Source organism: Myroides sp. WP-1 (assembly GCF_014145635.1).
GTDB lineage: Bacteria > Bacteroidota > Bacteroidia > Flavobacteriales > Flavobacteriaceae > Flavobacterium.
Genome location: NZ_JACHTC010000016.1, coordinates 12,579 through 29,365, shown reverse-complemented (window position 1 = coordinate 29,365; position 16,787 = coordinate 12,579). Strand labels below are relative to the sequence as shown.

At 37.3% G+C, this 16,787-nt stretch carries 14 protein-coding genes and 1 tRNA gene; 8 read left to right on the top strand and 7 right to left on the bottom strand.

The window, feature by feature from the left end; translation table 11 throughout:
* Nucleotides 1-16: 16 nt before the first annotated feature.
* The gene (locus H4K33_RS13110) at nt 17-910 is read right to left on the bottom strand and encodes a LysR substrate-binding domain-containing protein (RefSeq protein WP_182649705.1); all 894 of its coding nucleotides are present in this window, start codon (nt 908-910) and stop codon (nt 17-19) included.
* 93 nt (nt 911-1,003) lie between these two features.
* On the opposite strand from H4K33_RS13110, the gene H4K33_RS13105 reads away from it, so the two are divergent.
* From H4K33_RS13105 to H4K33_RS13095, 3 genes are all read left to right on the top strand, one after another.
* Complete coding sequence (locus H4K33_RS13105; protein WP_182649703.1) at nt 1,004-2,224, top strand: MFS transporter; 1,221 nt, start codon at nt 1,004-1,006, stop codon at nt 2,222-2,224.
* Between the two features lie 75 nt (nt 2,225-2,299).
* Nucleotides 2,300-3,616: a solute carrier family 23 protein gene (locus tag H4K33_RS13100; RefSeq protein WP_182649701.1), complete on the top strand. Its 1,317-nt coding sequence runs from the start codon at nt 2,300-2,302 to the stop codon at nt 3,614-3,616.
* A gap of 113 nt (nt 3,617-3,729) precedes the next feature.
* Nucleotides 3,730-4,308, top strand: coding sequence for a TlpA disulfide reductase family protein (locus H4K33_RS13095; RefSeq protein WP_182649699.1), 579 nt, complete (start codon nt 3,730-3,732; stop codon nt 4,306-4,308).
* Between the two features lie 53 nt (nt 4,309-4,361).
* Here the strand turns inward: H4K33_RS13095 and H4K33_RS13090 are convergent, their stop codons facing one another.
* Both H4K33_RS13090 and H4K33_RS13085 read right to left on the bottom strand, forming a co-directional pair.
* The gene (locus H4K33_RS13090; RefSeq protein WP_182649697.1) at nt 4,362-5,003 is read right to left on the bottom strand and encodes a hypothetical protein; all 642 of its coding nucleotides are present in this window, start codon (nt 5,001-5,003) and stop codon (nt 4,362-4,364) included.
* 60 nt (nt 5,004-5,063) lie between these two features.
* Nucleotides 5,064-5,441, bottom strand: coding sequence for a VOC family protein (locus H4K33_RS13085; RefSeq protein WP_182649695.1), 378 nt, complete (start codon nt 5,439-5,441; stop codon nt 5,064-5,066).
* Nucleotides 5,442-5,589: 148 nt separating this feature from the next.
* On the opposite strand from H4K33_RS13085, the gene H4K33_RS13080 reads away from it, so the two are divergent.
* The 5 genes from H4K33_RS13080 to H4K33_RS13060 all read left to right on the top strand — a co-directional run bounded on the left by H4K33_RS13080 (nt 5,590) and on the right by H4K33_RS13060 (nt 9,245).
* Nucleotides 5,590-5,829 carry a hypothetical protein gene (locus H4K33_RS13080; protein ID WP_182649693.1) on the top strand — a complete coding sequence of 80 codons (240 nt, stop codon included), beginning with the start codon at nt 5,590-5,592 and terminating at the stop codon, nt 5,827-5,829.
* 134 nt (nt 5,830-5,963) lie between these two features.
* Complete coding sequence (locus H4K33_RS13075; RefSeq protein WP_182649691.1) at nt 5,964-6,812, top strand: AraC family transcriptional regulator; 849 nt, start codon at nt 5,964-5,966, stop codon at nt 6,810-6,812.
* A gap of 63 nt (nt 6,813-6,875) precedes the next feature.
* The gene (locus H4K33_RS13070) at nt 6,876-8,051 is read left to right on the top strand and encodes a multidrug effflux MFS transporter (RefSeq protein WP_182649689.1); all 1,176 of its coding nucleotides are present in this window, start codon (nt 6,876-6,878) and stop codon (nt 8,049-8,051) included.
* Nucleotides 8,052-8,267: 216 nt separating this feature from the next.
* On the top strand, nt 8,268-8,894 hold the full coding sequence (locus H4K33_RS13065) for a hypothetical protein (protein WP_182649687.1): 627 nt from the start codon (nt 8,268-8,270) through the stop codon (nt 8,892-8,894).
* A gap of 126 nt (nt 8,895-9,020) precedes the next feature.
* A complete protein-coding gene (locus H4K33_RS13060; protein ID WP_158962895.1) occupies nt 9,021-9,245 on the top strand; it encodes a CDGSH iron-sulfur domain-containing protein in 225 nt (74 codons plus the stop codon).
* Between the two features lie 46 nt (nt 9,246-9,291).
* Here the strand turns inward: H4K33_RS13060 and H4K33_RS13055 are convergent.
* From H4K33_RS13055 to H4K33_RS13040, 4 genes are all read right to left on the bottom strand, one after another.
* A tRNA-Arg gene (locus tag H4K33_RS13055) sits at nt 9,292-9,365 on the bottom strand.
* Between the two features lie 197 nt (nt 9,366-9,562).
* On the bottom strand, nt 9,563-11,473 hold the full coding sequence (locus H4K33_RS13050; protein WP_182649685.1) for an efflux RND transporter periplasmic adaptor subunit: 1,911 nt from the start codon (nt 11,471-11,473) through the stop codon (nt 9,563-9,565).
* A gap of 10 nt (nt 11,474-11,483) precedes the next feature.
* On the bottom strand, nt 11,484-12,941 hold the full coding sequence (locus H4K33_RS13045) for a TolC family protein (RefSeq protein ID WP_182649683.1): 1,458 nt from the start codon (nt 12,939-12,941) through the stop codon (nt 11,484-11,486).
* A complete protein-coding gene (locus tag H4K33_RS13040) occupies nt 12,934-16,779 on the bottom strand; it encodes an efflux RND transporter permease subunit (protein WP_182649680.1) in 3,846 nt (1,281 codons plus the stop codon). Before H4K33_RS13040 ends, H4K33_RS13045 begins: the two co-directional genes overlap by 8 nt.
* Nucleotides 16,780-16,787: the final 8 nt, after the last annotated feature.

Here is a 16,787-nt window from a genome sequence, read left to right as displayed (position 1 = left end):
CTCTCTTCTCTCCAATTCACAACTGATTATATTCTTCCTTATCTTCTGCTTTTAATAAATCAATAAAATACAGCGCAGCCTTTTTCTGATAGCTGTCTTTTAAGCGCAAGGTAACCGCCTCTCGTCTCATGTTTTTATCTCGAATCGGAATGGCACATAATTCTTTTTCTCCGTGAACCGTCGCTAAAGTAAGAATCGTTTGAAAAGCACCTGTTCGAACCAAGTCTACAATTGTGGCAGTATAATTAACCTCTACTGTGATATTAGGGTGTATTTTATACTTTTCAAATTGACGATCTAAAAAATCTCGCGTACTAAATCCTTTAACAGGAAGTGCTAAAGTGAGCTGTTCCACTTCTTTAAAATTAATGCTCTGTTTGTTTGCTAAAGGACTATGGGCAGAAACAATCACAGACATGTCTGAACTCATGATCGGTTCATGCACGAGTTCGTCGCTGTGTTTTCCTTCGTAAAAAGTAAGTGCAAAATCAATCTCTTGCTTGAGTAAGGCATCAATTAATTCAGTGGTTGTACCAAAGGTAACTTGAAGCTTGATTTTGGGGAATTGCTCAATGAAGTTTTTGAACGCATTGATGACAATTGACTTTAGTCCCCAAGTCAATCCGATACTCAAGGTTCCCGTGTTGATTTGTTTTAAATCCTCAAGGATTAGCTTACCGTCATTTGACGCTTGAAGACTCTTTTCTGCATACGTAGCAAAGAGTTCTCCTGCTTCTGTAATTGAAACGCGCTTGCCAATGCGATCAAATAACGGAATGCCCAATTCTTCTTCTAATTGTTTAATCTGTTGAGAAAGCGTGCTTTGTGTGATGAATAGCTCTTTAGCTGCTTCTGTAAAATTGAGCAGTTCTTTTGCTTTTAGAAAATATTTGAGTTGTCTTAGTTCCATGATTAATCGGTTTTATCGATTGATGTTATAGAAAAATACCGTTTTACAAATTTAGAACTTAAGCTTAACTTTACTTCAAATATCAAGAAAAAAATGGCAACAACGACGTATATTGACTTTAGAGATACCGAAAAGGCAGTCAAGGGCAGCGTGCGATATAAACGAATCAAATGGGGGATTTTTTTAATAGGAGTCTCTGTTTTTGCACAACTGTATAATTATCAACCGTTGTTGTCTGAGATTACACATTATTTTGCCGTTACTCCTGCTGAAAGTAGTTATTTAGTTTCGGCTTCGACTTTTGGAATGGCAATAGGATTGCTGTTATTTGCTTTTATTGCAGATCGTTATCCGAGAAAAGACATTATGCTCTTTTCGCTAATTACCTCAACTTTATTGACGTTAACTTCTGTGTTTGTTACGGATTTCTCACTTTTGATTAATATTAATCTAATCAAGGGAATTTGTATTTCGGGAGTATCTGCAGTAACCTTAGCGTATTTGGCAGAGGAAATTGATGCTAAATCCATCGGAACAGCTATCAGTTTTTATTTGGCAGGAAACACTTTTGGAGGAATGTTTGGTCGTATTATTGCTGCCTTAGTCAGTGGTTGGTTTAATTGGCAAGTAGCGGTTTTGACTATCGGTTTATTGGCCTTAGGAATTGCTATTCTCTTTTATTTTCTCTTTCCTGAATCTATTTTTTTTCAACCACAAAAGGTCAAATTTGACAAAAAACTAAGACAAATGCAACGCATTTTTAGAAATAAGAAAATTTTAGCTATGTATGTGGTTGCGATTTGTTTAATGGGAACTTTTGTTAGTATCTACAATTATCTCGGATTTAAGTTAGAAGCACCCCCTTATAATTTACCGCATTATATTATTGCGTTGATTTTCTTAATGTATGCCTTCGGAATTGTTGGCAATTTAGTAGCAGGGCGATTATCAGATCGATACGCCGCAAAAAATATACTTCTTTTAGCTCTTATCTTATTGTTTGTGGGATTGGGATTGATGTATATTTCTAATTTGTTCATCATCTTAATAGGACTGACAATTTTTACAGTAGCGTTCTTTAGTGGTCATACCATAGCGAGTAGAGTAGTCACTCAATTAGGGGGAAAAGCCAAGAGTTCTGCTACCGCGTTATATTGGTTTTTTTACTATATGGGATCTACGTTAATTGGCAGTTCTACCGGTTTTTTTATTAATAAGGATAATTGGGGTGGTTTCTTTTTAACCCTATTGGTTTTAGCTTCTATCGCCCTTGTGGCAACCTATATCACCACGCGCACTAAATCCGTTAAATAAAGAGTATCCTAATCGATTGTTTCCTTTTTGTTTGAAAATGATCTATTTTCGTATCAATTTAAAAAGAAAAACACGATGAATGACAATCAGGATCAAAAGATCGTCTTGGCAATTGATGAGAAACCCCAATTAGGACAATGGTTATTGTTGAGTATTCAACATTTATTTGCCATGTTTGGCGCAACGGTTTTAGTGCCAACTTTAACGGGAATGGATCCTGCCATTGCTTTAATATCTAGTGGAATAGGTACCTTAGTGTTTATTGCTATTACAAGGGGAAAAGTTCCTTCATATTTAGGTTCTTCCTTTGCTTTTATCAATCCTATTATAGCCATTAAAGCCATGGAACAAGTCACCTCGAATGATGTACCAGTAGGTAGTTTTCTAGTAGGTAGTTTTTTGGTTGGTGTTGTGTATTCTCTCGTTGCTCTTTTAATTGCAAAGGCTGGAACAAATTGGTTGATGAAATTATTACCTCCAATTGTCGTAGGTCCTGTAATTATGGTGATAGGCTTGGGATTGGCGAGTACTGCTGTAGGAATGATTACCAATAATCCAACAGGAACGTATGATATTACGTATGTGACAATTGGTTTAGTAACGTTGATGATTACGATTGTAGCTGCTATTTTTACACGTGGGTTTTTAAGTGTAATTCCCGTTTTAGTGGGAATTATTGGAGGTTATGTTTTTTCTGCCACTATGGGGGTAGTAAACTTCGCACCTGTATTAGAGGCTTCGTGGTTTCAGGTACCTAATTTTACAATTCCATTTGTCGATTATACACCTAGCATAACGCTCTATGTTATCTTTGTGATGCTTCCCGTTGCGATTGTTCCTATTGCAGAACATATCGGACATCAACTGGTGTTGAGCAAAGTGGTTAATAAAGACCTAATTAATGACCCAGGATTAGATCGTTCCATGCTTGGAGACGGTGTAGCAACCATGTTAGCTGCAATTATCGGAGGTCCACCAAATACTACGTATGGAGAAAATATTGGTGTTTTAGCTATTACACGTGCTTTTAGTATCTATGTATTTATAGGCGCAGCTTGTTTTGCAATTCTCTTTGGATTTTGCGGTAAAATAACAGCCCTATTGGCTACAATACCCTCGCCTGTGATGGGAGGTGTTTCGATTCTGTTGTTCGGAATTATAGCCTCTAGCGGTTTGCGTATGCTTGTCGAAAATAAAGTGGATTTTAAGATCAAAAGAAATTTAATTATCTCTTCTGTGATTTTAATCATCGGAATTGGCGGTGCAGCGATCCATATCGGTGATTTAATGTCAATTGAAGGGATGGCATTAGCTTCCATTATTGGTATTATTTTAAATATTGTATTGCCAGGAAGAAAAGAAATTACCTTTGATGATATGTTTAAGGAATAAAATTGTGAATATATTAAATAAAAAAGGTTAAAAATTATTAAAATTAAAATTAATAATTTTTATTTGGCACTATAGGTGTAAAGTTCATATATTTATGCTAAATAAAATTAGGTATGTTTAATAAAGGAGAAAAAAAGAGAAAAGGATGGATTGGAAATCTGTTTTTTATCCTTATTCTTTTTGTGTTGTTATTCACTCCATTAGGGACGACGTTTAAGGTGTGGATGAATCAACTATTGGCGATGAGTCCCAGTTTAGAGAAACAAGAGGACTTTGAACAGGTAAGCTTGGATGGTTGGACCTTGTTAGATGAGGAAGGTCGTGTATTCGATATGACTACAACCAAAGGAAAAGTAGTGATCCTAAACTTTTGGGCTACTTGGTGTCCTCCTTGTATTGCTGAAAAACCTAGTTTTCAAGCGCTATATGATGATTACAAAAACAGTGTTGTCTTTTTGTTTGTCACAACAGATGATGCCGACAAAGTAAAAGCTTTTAAAGAAAAACACGGCTATACGTTACCTACTTATTTCCAACAAGACGGGCCACCAGCAGCTTTGTATTCTACCTCTTTACCTGCTTCTTATGCTCTGGATAAGAAAGGAAATATCGTAGTGAAAAAGACTAGAGCCGCTGATTGGAATAGCTCTAAGTTTAGAGTGATACTAGATGAATTGATTGAAGCAAAATAAAAAAAAGTCTTTGGGAAACCAAAGGCTTTTTTATTTACAGGCTAGATACGAGGCTAATAAGTAAAGGAAGAAGATAAAAGAGAAATCTCCTTTGTTATATTTAGTCGAGCCTGGTTTTCGTATTTTGCTTTGAAATGCACCGTTTTGAAGATTTCTGAAAAGGTTAAAAAATGAATTAACGCCTTCTTCCTTCCTGCATGGTATAAATGATCGGGATAAATAGCATATTCTTTTCGAATGTTTTGACTATAAACAATATATTGTTCCCAGTCTTTTCCCAAAATTGAAAGATCCGCATCAAGTAAGTAATTGGTATCTGTATAGATAGATTTTTGATGCTGTTTGGTGGATATAATTTGATTATAGATTACGAGGAGGTCTGCCTCAGGTAAATCAATCTGGGATAATCGTTTTTTTGCTAATAAAGCACTTTGTTCTTCGTTATCTTGAGCACTTGCTTGGTATATGATATCGTGATAAAACACAGAGAAAAGTAGTAGTTCCCAATTGTCAATTTCCTTTTGTAGAGGAGCTAACTCATCAATTATATTCTCGAGATGTGTTAAGTTGTGATAGTAGCGATTTGATGCTTCATAGTGTAGTTCAATTTCCGACCAAAAGGATTGTATTAGATCTTGATCAATCGAATAGCCCTTGAACAAGTTGCGAAATTGAAATTGAAGTGATGTGGTCATTTTATTTAACTATTAAAACAAATACAAAGTGGATGTGAAAAAATAAAAGATGGGAGGCTTTTATATATTATGCCCAATACGCCAAAGCACACCTGAAGGATCAATCAATATAAAATCACGCATCTTCCATTCTCTATCTTCAGGAGTGGTTACTTTGCAGTCAAAGGTTTTACATAAGTTTAGCGTTTGAATGTGATTATGCCAATCATCCGCATTTTCTACATGAAGGTGGAGCATGGTGTTTTCAGCTAATTCTTGGTTGTAAAAATGCTGTAAGAAAAATTTAGTATTGCCTAAGCCAAATAAACAAAGTTGATCATCTTGCCACAAAATTTCAAAGCCCAATGCCGTATAAAAAGCAAGAGAAATTTGAAAATCCTTAGTGGGAATAAAACTCTTTAATTCAATTGTTTTTAAGTTTAAGGAAGTTATCGTCATTAGGTTATGAAATTAAAAAAATAAAGATAATTTTTTATTGTTTACAATTACATTTTTTGAAGATATAAGTAATAGGGTTAGTAGTTATATTTGCTTATTTACTTAATTTTTAGTATCTTACGGATTATATCATTTAAAATTTACAAATATGACCTCAAATGAGATTTTTGAGCTAGATACCACTAGCATTTGCGAATTAGTAGGAAAAAGGTTTATGGTTTCGTATAAAGAAGAGCAAGGCGGAACAATGAAATCCGTTCAACGAGACAAAAAACTCATTGCACTTGATTATTCAGAAAAACAACAAGTAAATCACTACATTTTTAGTGATGGGACGCAACATTTTAAGGTGCCTCATTCCCATTTAGTAACAATGACCCAATTGTAAAGTATATAAAAGACTCGCTAAAAACGGGTCTTTTTGTTTTTTAAAAAGCGCTACCTTTGTTGTTGCTTCGTATAGCAAAGTTGAAATACCTGAGAGAACAGTGTTAGGATACCGTTTGATAATCTAAAGGATACATGAAAACAAAGGCAAAAGTTGTTCAAGTACAACAAATGGATAAAAATATTCCTATCGAATTCTATCGAATCGAGGAGAGTATTGATCTCTTTGAATTCGAAGGACGTTATCAATACGATTTTTATCAAATTTACTGGTTTGTTTCAGTTGATACCCCCCAAGAACACGAGATTGACTTTATATCCTATCCGATAAAACCTCAAGAAATTTGGATTATTTATCCTGGTCAAGTGCACCATTTTGATCCGCGCTTTAGCAAAGGATATTGTTTGGTGATCGATAAGCATTATTTTAATAGTGTGTTGTTTAAAGAAGCGAAACAACAATTTTTTACAGGACACAACCAATTGAAGTTTACTGTTACAACGCAGGAAAATCAGCGGTTGGAGTACCTGCATCTCCTGATCGAGATTGAGTTCAATTCTTTTAAACGCCCCATGGTCTTGGAACAATACCTACAACTATATGTTGTTCACTTGCAAGATTTACCACGCATTGAAGAACGACACATGGTCTTAGATGAGCGCTTACACAAATTGTTACAACTTATTGAAGAACACTATATCACACAGCGAAAAAATGAATTCTACGCGGATCAGGTATCTCTTTCAGTGAAGCGAATGAATGAAATTTTATTTCACGCTATCGGCAAAACACTGAAACAACAACTACAAGAGCGATTGCTGTTAGAAGCCAAGCGCTTAGTAGGGTATAGTCAAGAGAATATACAAACGATCGCCGATACTTTAAACTTCTCTGAAGTGTCTTATTTCAATCGATTTTTTAAAAAGCTAACACAGCAAACGCCTAAAGAATTCCGTGAAGAGGTGAAAAAAGTCCAAGGATAAGTCTTATTTGGATAAGCTTGTACTGCTGTTGTCGAAGTACTTTTGCGCTTTTAGAAAAATAGTATGAGTAAATTAAAGAAACAGCAATTTATCGTTGTATTTATTTTAGCGCTTTTGTCGGCATTAGAGCCTTTTAGTATTGATTTGTATTTACCGGGATTTTTGAAAATCTCCCAATATTATCACACGGATTTAAAAGCCGTTCAGTTTTCCATTTCTACTTTTTTAGCAGGATTTGCCGTTGGCCAATTGTTTTGGGGAATCATTTCAGACAAGTATGGTCGTAAATGGCCAACCATTATCTCTCTATTGTTGTTTATCGCAGCCACAGTGGCGTGTATTTATGCGACTAGTATCGAGCAATTTTGGATCGCTCGTTTCTTTCAAGCTTTTGCAGGTTGTGCGGGTGTGGTAATTGCTCGTGCTATTGTCAACGAATATTTTGAACAGGACGATACCATGCGTGTATTTTCACTCTTAGCCATAATTGCGGGTGTAGCACCTATCATTGGTCCTGTAGCGGGAAATTTCCTGGTGTCTCATTTTGAATGGCAATCAACTTTTGTAACTTTATTCGTGTTGGGGGTGATCTCTTTATTGCTTGTTGTTTTCTTCTTACCTGAAACGAAAGTGAAAACAGCGCTCAATGCTCCTAAACGCAATCTTATGCAAGATTTTAAAGCGGTATTTAAGGTGAAAACCTTTTTAAAATATACCCTTATTGGCAGTGTAACGTACAGTATTTTGATGATCTATTTGGCGAATGCTCCTTATTTGATCATGGAGTACGGTCAGTTATCGTCCGCAACCTTTAGCTATATCTTTGCGTTTAACGCGGTGGGATTAATGGTAGGAGCGTGGATTTCCAATAGCTTTACTCGTTGGTGGTCCATTCGTCAAATTATTTTCTACACCACAATTGCTGGACTTATTTGTAGTGTTGTTTTCTTGGGATTCTGTATTGCGCAACAACCCATCGAATGGCTGCTTATTCCGTTGTTTTTTATCATCCTAACGTTGGGGGTTTTATTTCCTACTACAACTAAATTAGCCCTTGAACCTTTTCACGAAAATAGCGGATCGGCTTCTGCCTTACTCGGTTCTCTTCAGCTAATGTTGACGTTTATAATCTCAGCAATGACCAATCTTATACCATTAGATTTATTAATCTTAACAGGAATCGCTTTGTTTGTGTGTCATATCTTGTATTTACTTTGCTATTGGATTAAAGAGAAATAGGGAGATGGTTTACGGTTGGCAGTTTATGGCTCACGGAAGATTTAGTAGAGAAAGTGGTTCGAATTTTTATTTAATGGTGCAAAAAACGAATATGAGGAAACCTAGTAATTTGCTCAAAATTTAGTTGCCCTACTCCATAGATCATCTCGAAATTTATATCTTTAGAAAGAAGAATAAAATTTCATTTCGATCAAATCCTCACCAACCCATTTACTAATGAGAAAATACTATATTCCCGGGATGATTACCATGTTGTTACTTCCCTTACTTGGCTATTGGTATATCCAAAAAACGATCCCTACTCGCGATTGTAGAATGATAGAAGTGAATTTTGAAGAGATAGGTTATGTTACCTGTATAGAAGGTGAATTATTTGAAGGTGTGTTGTTTGAAAATTTAACGTTTACTGGAAATTCTATACAAGATGAAAAGCTTTTACAACAAGCAGAAGATAAAATAGAGGCGATTCTCTCGCATGATGAAAAGAAGAGAGGTTTAGTGTTTACTTTTGAAACAGTTCCTTATTCGACTTATATTAAGGTATTAACTATTTTATCAAAACACAGAAAACGAGTGATTATGTATGCGGATAGTATAAAGTTCTCCAATGATCAAAATTCTATGAATCTCAATTTTACTAGAGAAGAACTCAAAGAAATGTATCCGCCATTAGAGTTAGCAGATGGTACAATAGAAACGGAGGTAGAAGAAGACAAAGTCGCTTTAGTATTACATCAAATAGGCAATTATAAATACATTATTGGAATAGGATTTCTACTTCTTGTTTATTGTTGCTTTTATGTTGTGTATCGCTTGAGAAGATGGGAGGATAAAAAGGAATAGGTTGTTGTCTTTTTGATGATACGTTCAAATTACTGCTAAAAAGGAATGTTTCTAAATAGAAATACAGTTATATAGGATTTGATTTAATAGTCTAGTTTTGTGGTAAACTAAATAACAACAATAAAGATGTCAAAAACAAAACTTACAATTAACAATAACGGATCAGTCAAGGTAGAAGGCGATTTCGAGATCGTAGATAAAGATGGAAATGTGTATGGATTAGAAGGTAGAACTGTACTTTCTATCTGTCGTTGTGGACTTTCACAAAACAAACCATTTTGCGATGGTGCACACAAAGGACACTTTGAACATGAAGCGGTTGCCTTCAATCTACCACCAAAGAAAGTTTAACTATACGGTATAAAAAAAGCCTCAGCATGTGCTGAGGCTTTTTTTGTGATCCAATCAGGATTCGAACCTGAGACCTACTGCTTAGAAGGCAGTTGCTCTATCCAGCTGAGCTATTGGACCATTAAATCATCAAGTGATTTAAACCATCAAAATGAAAAAGCATTATACTTTCTTATTTTGATGGTGCAAATATATTCTATTTTTTACAGAAACACCAAGGATAATCGCATAAAAATGAAAATAATAAAATAACTGATTGAAAATTAGAAATTTGTCCCCTCTGTTTTTAGACGATTTTCCTTGGTTTCTAGATTAGATTAGCGTTCATATTGACAACAACCATGCAAATTCGCATAGGTTTTGTCTGTTGCTTTGTCTAGAGCAGTATCATGTCCTGCGGCAGCAACGGCTTTACTGATCTTTTTTTGATCCGTTTTTGTTGGATCAAAGTTGAGGTGTAACACCTTTGCATTTACATCCCAATTCGCCGTGGAAACTCCAGCAACACCTTTAGCAGCTGTTTCGATGCGTTCTTTACACAATCCACAGTTTCCTTTGACAGGAAGCATGGCATGTCCTTGATGTCCTTCTTTAGACATTGGTTTAGTTGCGCTAGTGGAAGGAGTATCGTGTTTAGTGTGATCTCCATGATCCGCCTGTTGCTTGGGTTTCGCTTGATCTCTGCTATACAAACAACAAGAAGGCAAAGCATTATAAGCCTTGTCTGCAGCTTTGTCTAGCGCTGTATCATGACCAGCGGCTGCAATGGCTTTACTTACTTTTTGTTGATCCGTTTTTGTCTTGTCAAAGTTGAGGTGGAGCATTTGATCTTTCGAATTCCAAGTAGCACTCGTTACACCTGCTATGCTTTTTGCTGCTTTTTCAATGCGCGCTTTACACATATCGCAGTTTCCTGAAACAGTAAACATGGTGTGTCCTTCCTCACCAGGAGCAGGATGTGTTGAAGCTTCATTATTCATCATACTAGGTTTTCCTTCCAATTGCGCACTAGAATCAACAGTAAATACCCCACGTGTTACCACTTCTTCACCATCTTGTAAACCTGAAACTACCACGTAGTTTTCTCCTAATGACGGGCCTAATACAATTTCTCTCATCTTAAAAGCTGGTGTTGTAGTGTTCGGTTGTTTAACGTAAATCACCGAGCGTTTCCCTGTCCATAAAACAGCCGATTTTGGAATGGTCAATTGATGACTTTCCGTACCGCTAATGGCTGCCTTAATCGTTGCTGTAGCATACATTTCAGGTTTTAGCGCCTGATCTTTATTGTCTGCTTCGACGCGAATTTTGGCTGTGCGGGATGTCGCATCAATAATTGGATTGATAAAGGATATCTTTCCTTTGTATACTTTACCAGGAATACTTTGAAGGGTGTATTCTAAGGTATTTCCCTCTTTGATAAAAGGCAAATCTGCTTCATAGGCTTCAAATACGGCCCAAAGCTTATTCATGTTTGAAATGCTATACAAGACAGAACCTTGGTTGATGTAATCTCCTTGATTGACGTTTTTAGCGGTAACTATTCCACTCGTATTAGCCGTAATGCTTACATAAGGAGAAACTTTACCTGTTGCTAATACTTTGTTGATTTGGGCATCAGACATTTTCCATAATCTCAATTTTTCCTTAGCTGCATCAAGCAACATCGGCTGGAAGTCCGTAAGTTTTTGTGCTTCTAAAAGTTCTTGTTGTGCATTGAGTAGATCCGGAGAATAGATCGTTGCAATGAGTTGTCCTTGTCTGACAGATTCACCCGTAAAATTGATGAACAATTTCTCAATACGACCGTTGACGTGTGAGGTTTGCGACTGTTGTAAGCGCTCATCTACTTGAATAGTTCCATAAAGTTGAAGGTCTTTGATAGCCTCTTGACGCCCAACAACAGTTGTTTGAATATTAGCTAAAGCAATCGCTTCTTTCGACATTTGGATGGCATCGTCGTCAATAGCATCATCACCGCCACCGGATGATTTTAGCGGAATTAAATCCATAGCACATAAAGGACATTTGCCCGGTTTATCCATTTTGATTTGTGGGTGCATAGAACACGTCCAAACAACAGCCGCTTCTTCAGTAGGAGCAGGCTCTCCATTGTGCTCATGGGTGGCTGATCCTCCAAAAATCAACCAACCTAAAAGAAGTCCAACCAATAAAATAACTCCGTATTTTACTGCTTTATTTTTAATTATATCGTTTAATTTACTCATAATTTCTGTCTTATAAATCGTTAGGAGTAGCTGTCATATTTTCAATTGAGGCTACAAGTGTATTGTAATTGGCAATCGCTTCTGCTTTTTTAAGCTGATAATCCAATAGCTGACGCTGTACTTGGATAACGTTTGTTAAATCGCTTTTGCCCGTTACAAATTCCTTAACGATGAGGTTAAAGGTTGTCTCTGCTAAAGTAGATTGCTTTTCAAGTAGCGTAATCGTGCGTTCCGCATCTTCTACTTGATTTTTAAAACTATAGTAAGAAGCAACTAAGGTATTATAGGTGTCTTTGTATTTTTCTTCACTTGATTTCCACCATTTTTTGCCTTCTTCTTGTTGCGCTTTGTATTTTTTTCTGAATATCGGAAGTGAGAGGGTAACCATAGGCATGATCATATCCTTCCCATTCATATCACCCATCGCTAGCATGGCATCATTGGTTTTTCCAATAATCATGTATTGAACACCCAATCCCAACATAGGATAGCTCATTTTTTTATCCATTTCCGCTTTGGCTCGATATGCTAACCCTTCTTCTGTTAGCATGGCCAACATTGGATTATTGGATTCAATCATTGTTTGTGCTTCTTCATCCGTTAAGAAAAAAGGTACTTTTTCAATCGCTTGCGGAACGGTGATAGCCGTTTGAACCTCTTGATCGAGTAGGGCGTTGAATTTTGCTTTTTCGGCTTTGATTTGCGCCTGTAAGCTTTCAATGGTGTTTTCAATTTCAATTGTTTCCAAGCGGATACGCAATACATCAGACATGCCAGAACCACTACTGCCACCGCTCATTCCGCCCATTGCTCCGCTACTAGATGCGGTAGAAGTGGAAGAGGGTGAAGCGCTTGCTGTTGTTCCGCCACCCATAGCCATGCCACCCATACCACTACTACTCGTAGTTGTTGCAATAGTAGGTATACTTATTGCACTGCTGTTTGATGCTGTTGCGCCAGAAGGAGCAGAAAATTTTTGTATCGCCAATTGTTCTAGTTGCTCTAAAAGCGTTTTGTTTTGCTGAGCATTAAGAACTTGTTGTTGCAATTTTTGTAGGACATACCATTGGGTGTGTACTTGTAAAATAACCATTTCTCTTGCTTCTCTATATTGTTGTAATTGCATGCTAGCCATGTGATTGGCTTCTTTTTTGGCAGTTTTTTTTGTGCCAAACCAAGGAAGCATTTGCATTAACGTAAGATCTCCAATTTGTCTTCCCCCAACAATATCCATCGGTTTAGTATAGAAACCCATCGATAACTCGGGATCGTCAAAAGCACCGGCTTGTGGAATTTTATCGAGAAAGGCTTCATACGCTAAGCGTTGTGATTGTAATCCAGGATTTTGTTCTAACGCTAGTTGGGTATAGTAGGCCAATGAATCTTTTTTACTCTCTTGTGCCCACAGTTTCGTTGCAGAAGGAAATAACCCTCCAATAACGAAAAGTATCGCATATATCTTATTCATTTTCAATGGATTTTTCAGTTGATTTTTGTTCTTTTTTAATAGCCCATTCTCTCCACCAGCATTGGAATACAGGAACGACAAACATCGTCATCGATTGGATGAGCATTCCTCCAAAAGTAGGAATAGCCATGGGAATCATAATTTCAGCTCCTTTTCCCGTTGAGGTCATCACAGGTAGTAAGGCAATCAAGGCCGTTGCTGTAGTCATTGCTGCAGGGCGAACACGTTTGAGACCTGCATATACAACTGCTTCTCTAATTTCGTGCTTGGTTTTTGGATTACGAGCCTCAAAAGTATCGTGGATATACGTTCCCATTAAGACCCCATCATTAGTAGCCAGTCCGAAGAGTGCAATGAAACCTACCCATACGGCAATACTCAAATTGATACTGTGCATTTGGAATAAATCACGCATATTCATATCGCCAATAGAAAAGTTCATGAACCACGGTTGTCCATAGAGCCATAGCAAGATAAAACCACCAGCAAAAGCGACAAAAACACCTGAAAAGTGAATTAATGATGCTGTTATTGTTTTAAATTGGAAATACAAGATTAATAGAATCGCCAATAAACTCATCGGAACAACGTATAGTAAACGTTGCGCAGCTCGTTCTTGCTGTTCGTAATTTCCAGCAAAAGTATACGTTACTCCTTTTGGTAAGGTTAATTCACCAGAGGCAAGTTTAGTTTTTAGTATTTCATCTGCTTCATGTACCACATCAACTTCAGCTTTTCCACTAATTTTATCGAAGATTACATAACCCAATAAAAACGTGTTTTCGCTTTGAATCATTTGCGAACCTTTAGCATAGGTGATATCAGCTACATCGCTTAGGGGAATTTGAACACCTGTAGCGGTAGGGATTAATAACTTCGCTAAAGCGTCAGGATTATCTCTTAACTCACGAGGATAGCGCAAGCGGACAGGAAAGCGTTCGCGTCCTTCAACAGTAGTTGTTAATTGCATACCACCTACTGCAGCTTCAAGAACTTCTTGTAAATCCGCAACCGTAATACCATAACGAGCCATATTATTTCGGTTTAAGTGAATCTCTACATACGGAGCACCAACAGCACGGTCATAAAATACGGTAGAAGCCATGATGGAAGGAATATCTTTAAGCGCTGTTTCTAGTGCTTTTCCGCCATCTTCAATTGATTCTAAATCCGGACCAGATACTTTTAATCCCATCGGAGCACGCATTCCTGTAGATAGCATGACTAAACGCGCTTCAATGGGTTGCAATTTAGGAGCAGAGGTTAATCCTGGTATATGAGATACATTGACAATTTGTTGCCAAATGTCATCAGCACTTTTGATCTCTGGGCGCCATTGACGGAAGAATTTTCCTTTTTTATCAGGAATTAAACTATCTCTGGGTATTTGTCTATAACCATTGGCAACGGCGTAAGTCGAACCATCTACTAATTCAAATTCTCCATTTTTAGCCACTTTGAAACGCTCACGATGTCCCGCTTCATCCAAGAAGTATTCTGGTTTATACGTAATGGTGTTTTCAAACATTTGCGTAGGAGCAGGATCTAGGGCAGAATTTACTCGTCCCCATTTACCAATCGTCAATTCGACTTCCGGAATATGTTGAATGCGTTTATCTAATGTGCGGATAAAATTTAAATTTTGCTCAATTCCCGTATGAGGCATACTCGTTGGCATCAATAAGAAAGATCCTTCGTTTAAGCTCGGCATAAATTCCTCACCAATACCAGGAAAGGCTTGGGATGATTTTTGCCAAAATGAAGTTTGTCGAATGGATTTCCAACCTACAGTCTCAAATCCTTTCGCTACAAATCCAAAAGAAGTATTGAAGCCCAGCCAAACAAGCATACCAAAAACAACCGTAATAATGGGAATTGTCATAAATTTCCAACGATTCGCTAAGGCCCAACGCAAGATTTCTTCATAGTAAATAACCAATAACCACAAAATACCTAAAATACTACCGATGGCCAGAATCACAAAAATAAAGTTAAGACCAGTACTCGCTTGTGTTCCTAGAGGTAACCACTCAATAGCAAGGTAATAAACTGCGATACACAAGGTAATCCCAATATTGACATAGTTGGCTACTTTTTCGTTTCTCCATTTGGGGGTGTATAAGTTGTTGATACCTACTAAGGTTAAGGCAATTGCCGTAAAAACACCCGTGTAAATCCAAAGGGCAATACCCAATACACATAACGTGTAATTGGCGATGTTTCGCACTTTTGTTTTGTTGATTTTGATCGAATAGATATAGTAGGCTAGTGTAGGTAAAATAATGATACCTAAAAGGAAAGCAGACACTAGAGCAAATGTTTTAGTATAAGCTAAAGGTTTAAATAATTTACCTTCTTGCGCTTCCATGGCAAAAACAGGTAAGAAACTGATGATTGTCGTTAACATAGCTGTTGATAGCGCACCAGAAACTTCAGAAACTGCTTTGACAATTAAATTGACAAAAGCCTTTCCTTTACTTTCAACTCCATTGGCTCGTTCTTCTTCCATATGTCGGATGATACTTTCAACAAAGACGACACCAACATCGACCATAACACCAATGGCAATGGCTATTCCAGATAAAGCAACAATATTTGCTTCAACCCCCATATACCTCATGATGATAAAAGTTGCTAATACTCCAATAGGTAAAATGCTGGATATGATGATAGAGGCACGTAAATTAATTACCAATACAATCACCACAATAATACAGATGAGTATTTCATGAGCCAGAGCGGTTTCTAACGTACCGATGGTTTCTTTAATTAAACCCGAGCGATCGTAGAAAGGAACAACCGTTACTTTGGAAACAGTGCCATCTGCTAGTGTTTTTTGTGGAAGTCCGGCTTCCATTTCTTTAATTTTACTCTTTACATTGTTAATGACCTCCATGGGATTGGCGCCATAACGTGCCACAACAACCCCACCAACGGCTTCGATACCTTCTTTGTCTAAACCACCACGACGAGTAGCTGGACCTAAGTTGACTATGGCGACATCTTTGATCTTGACAGGTACATTATTTCGAACGGTGACCACGGCATCCTCTAAGTCTTGAATACTCTTGATATACCCCAATCCGCGAACGAGATATTCTGCTTGGTTTATTTCGATGGTTTCGGCGCCAATATCTAAGTTGCTCTTTTGAATGGCAGTCATAATGTCCATAATACTAACATTATACGCACGCATAGCATCGGGTTTAACCTCTACTTGGTATTCTTTTACATAACCTCCAATTGAAGCTACTTCAGATACACCTTCAGCAGAAGCTAGACTATACTTAGCGTAGAAATCCTGTATAGTACGCAGTTCGTCAGGATCCCATCCACCAGTCGGCTCACCTGTTTGTGGATTGCGTCCTTCTAAGGTATACCAATAAACCTGACCCAAGGCCGTAGCATCTGGACCTAAAGTCGGAATTACACCTTCTGGAAGTGTCCCTGAAGGTAAAGAATTTAACTTTTCTAAAATACGCGATCTACTCCAGTAGAATTCGACATTTTCTTCAAAAATGATGTAGATAAAAGACATACCGAACATCGAACTACTTCGAATCGTCTTTACACCCGGAACTCCTAATAACGAAGTTGTTAAGGGATACGTAATTTGTTCTTGAATGTCTTTTGGAGATCTTCCCATCCATTCTGTGGCAACAATTTGTTGGTTTTCGCCAATATCTGGAATAGCATCTACGGGAACAGGATCACTTGGCAAAAGGTTCTGATGCCAAGTAAAAGGGGCAGTTATTAATCCCCATACTATAACGACAATTAGGATCAACATCGTAATTAGTCGATTATGAAGGAAATACTTAATGATTTTATTAAGCATATTTGATG

Excerpts from the sequence above, each read along its gene's own strand:
- H4K33_RS13060 (WP_158962895.1), top strand. The coding sequence starts at position 9,021 with ATGTCAAAAACAAAACTTACAATTAACAATAACGGATCAGTCAAGGTA.
- H4K33_RS13050 (WP_182649685.1), bottom strand. The coding sequence starts at position 11,473 with ATGAGTAAATTAAACGATATAATTAAAAATAAAGCAGTAAAATACGGA.
- H4K33_RS13070 (WP_182649689.1), top strand. The coding sequence starts at position 6,876 with ATGAGTAAATTAAAGAAACAGCAATTTATCGTTGTATTTATTTTAGCG.
- H4K33_RS13090 (WP_182649697.1), bottom strand. The coding sequence starts at position 5,003 with ATGACCACATCACTTCAATTTCAATTTCGCAACTTGTTCAAGGGCTAT.
- H4K33_RS13080 (WP_182649693.1), top strand. The coding sequence starts at position 5,590 with ATGACCTCAAATGAGATTTTTGAGCTAGATACCACTAGCATTTGCGAA.
- H4K33_RS13105 (WP_182649703.1), top strand. The coding sequence starts at position 1,004 with ATGGCAACAACGACGTATATTGACTTTAGAGATACCGAAAAGGCAGTC.
- H4K33_RS13100 (WP_182649701.1), top strand. The coding sequence starts at position 2,300 with ATGAATGACAATCAGGATCAAAAGATCGTCTTGGCAATTGATGAGAAA.
- H4K33_RS13095 (WP_182649699.1), top strand. The coding sequence starts at position 3,730 with ATGTTTAATAAAGGAGAAAAAAAGAGAAAAGGATGGATTGGAAATCTG.
- H4K33_RS13045 (WP_182649683.1), bottom strand. The coding sequence starts at position 12,941 with ATGAATAAGATATATGCGATACTTTTCGTTATTGGAGGGTTATTTCCT.
- H4K33_RS13075 (WP_182649691.1), top strand. The coding sequence starts at position 5,964 with ATGAAAACAAAGGCAAAAGTTGTTCAAGTACAACAAATGGATAAAAAT.
- H4K33_RS13040 (WP_182649680.1), bottom strand. The coding sequence starts at position 16,779 with ATGCTTAATAAAATCATTAAGTATTTCCTTCATAATCGACTAATTACG.
- H4K33_RS13110 (WP_182649705.1), bottom strand. The coding sequence starts at position 910 with ATGGAACTAAGACAACTCAAATATTTTCTAAAAGCAAAAGAACTGCTC.
- H4K33_RS13065 (WP_182649687.1), top strand. The coding sequence starts at position 8,268 with ATGAGAAAATACTATATTCCCGGGATGATTACCATGTTGTTACTTCCC.
- H4K33_RS13085 (WP_182649695.1), bottom strand. The coding sequence starts at position 5,441 with ATGACGATAACTTCCTTAAACTTAAAAACAATTGAATTAAAGAGTTTT.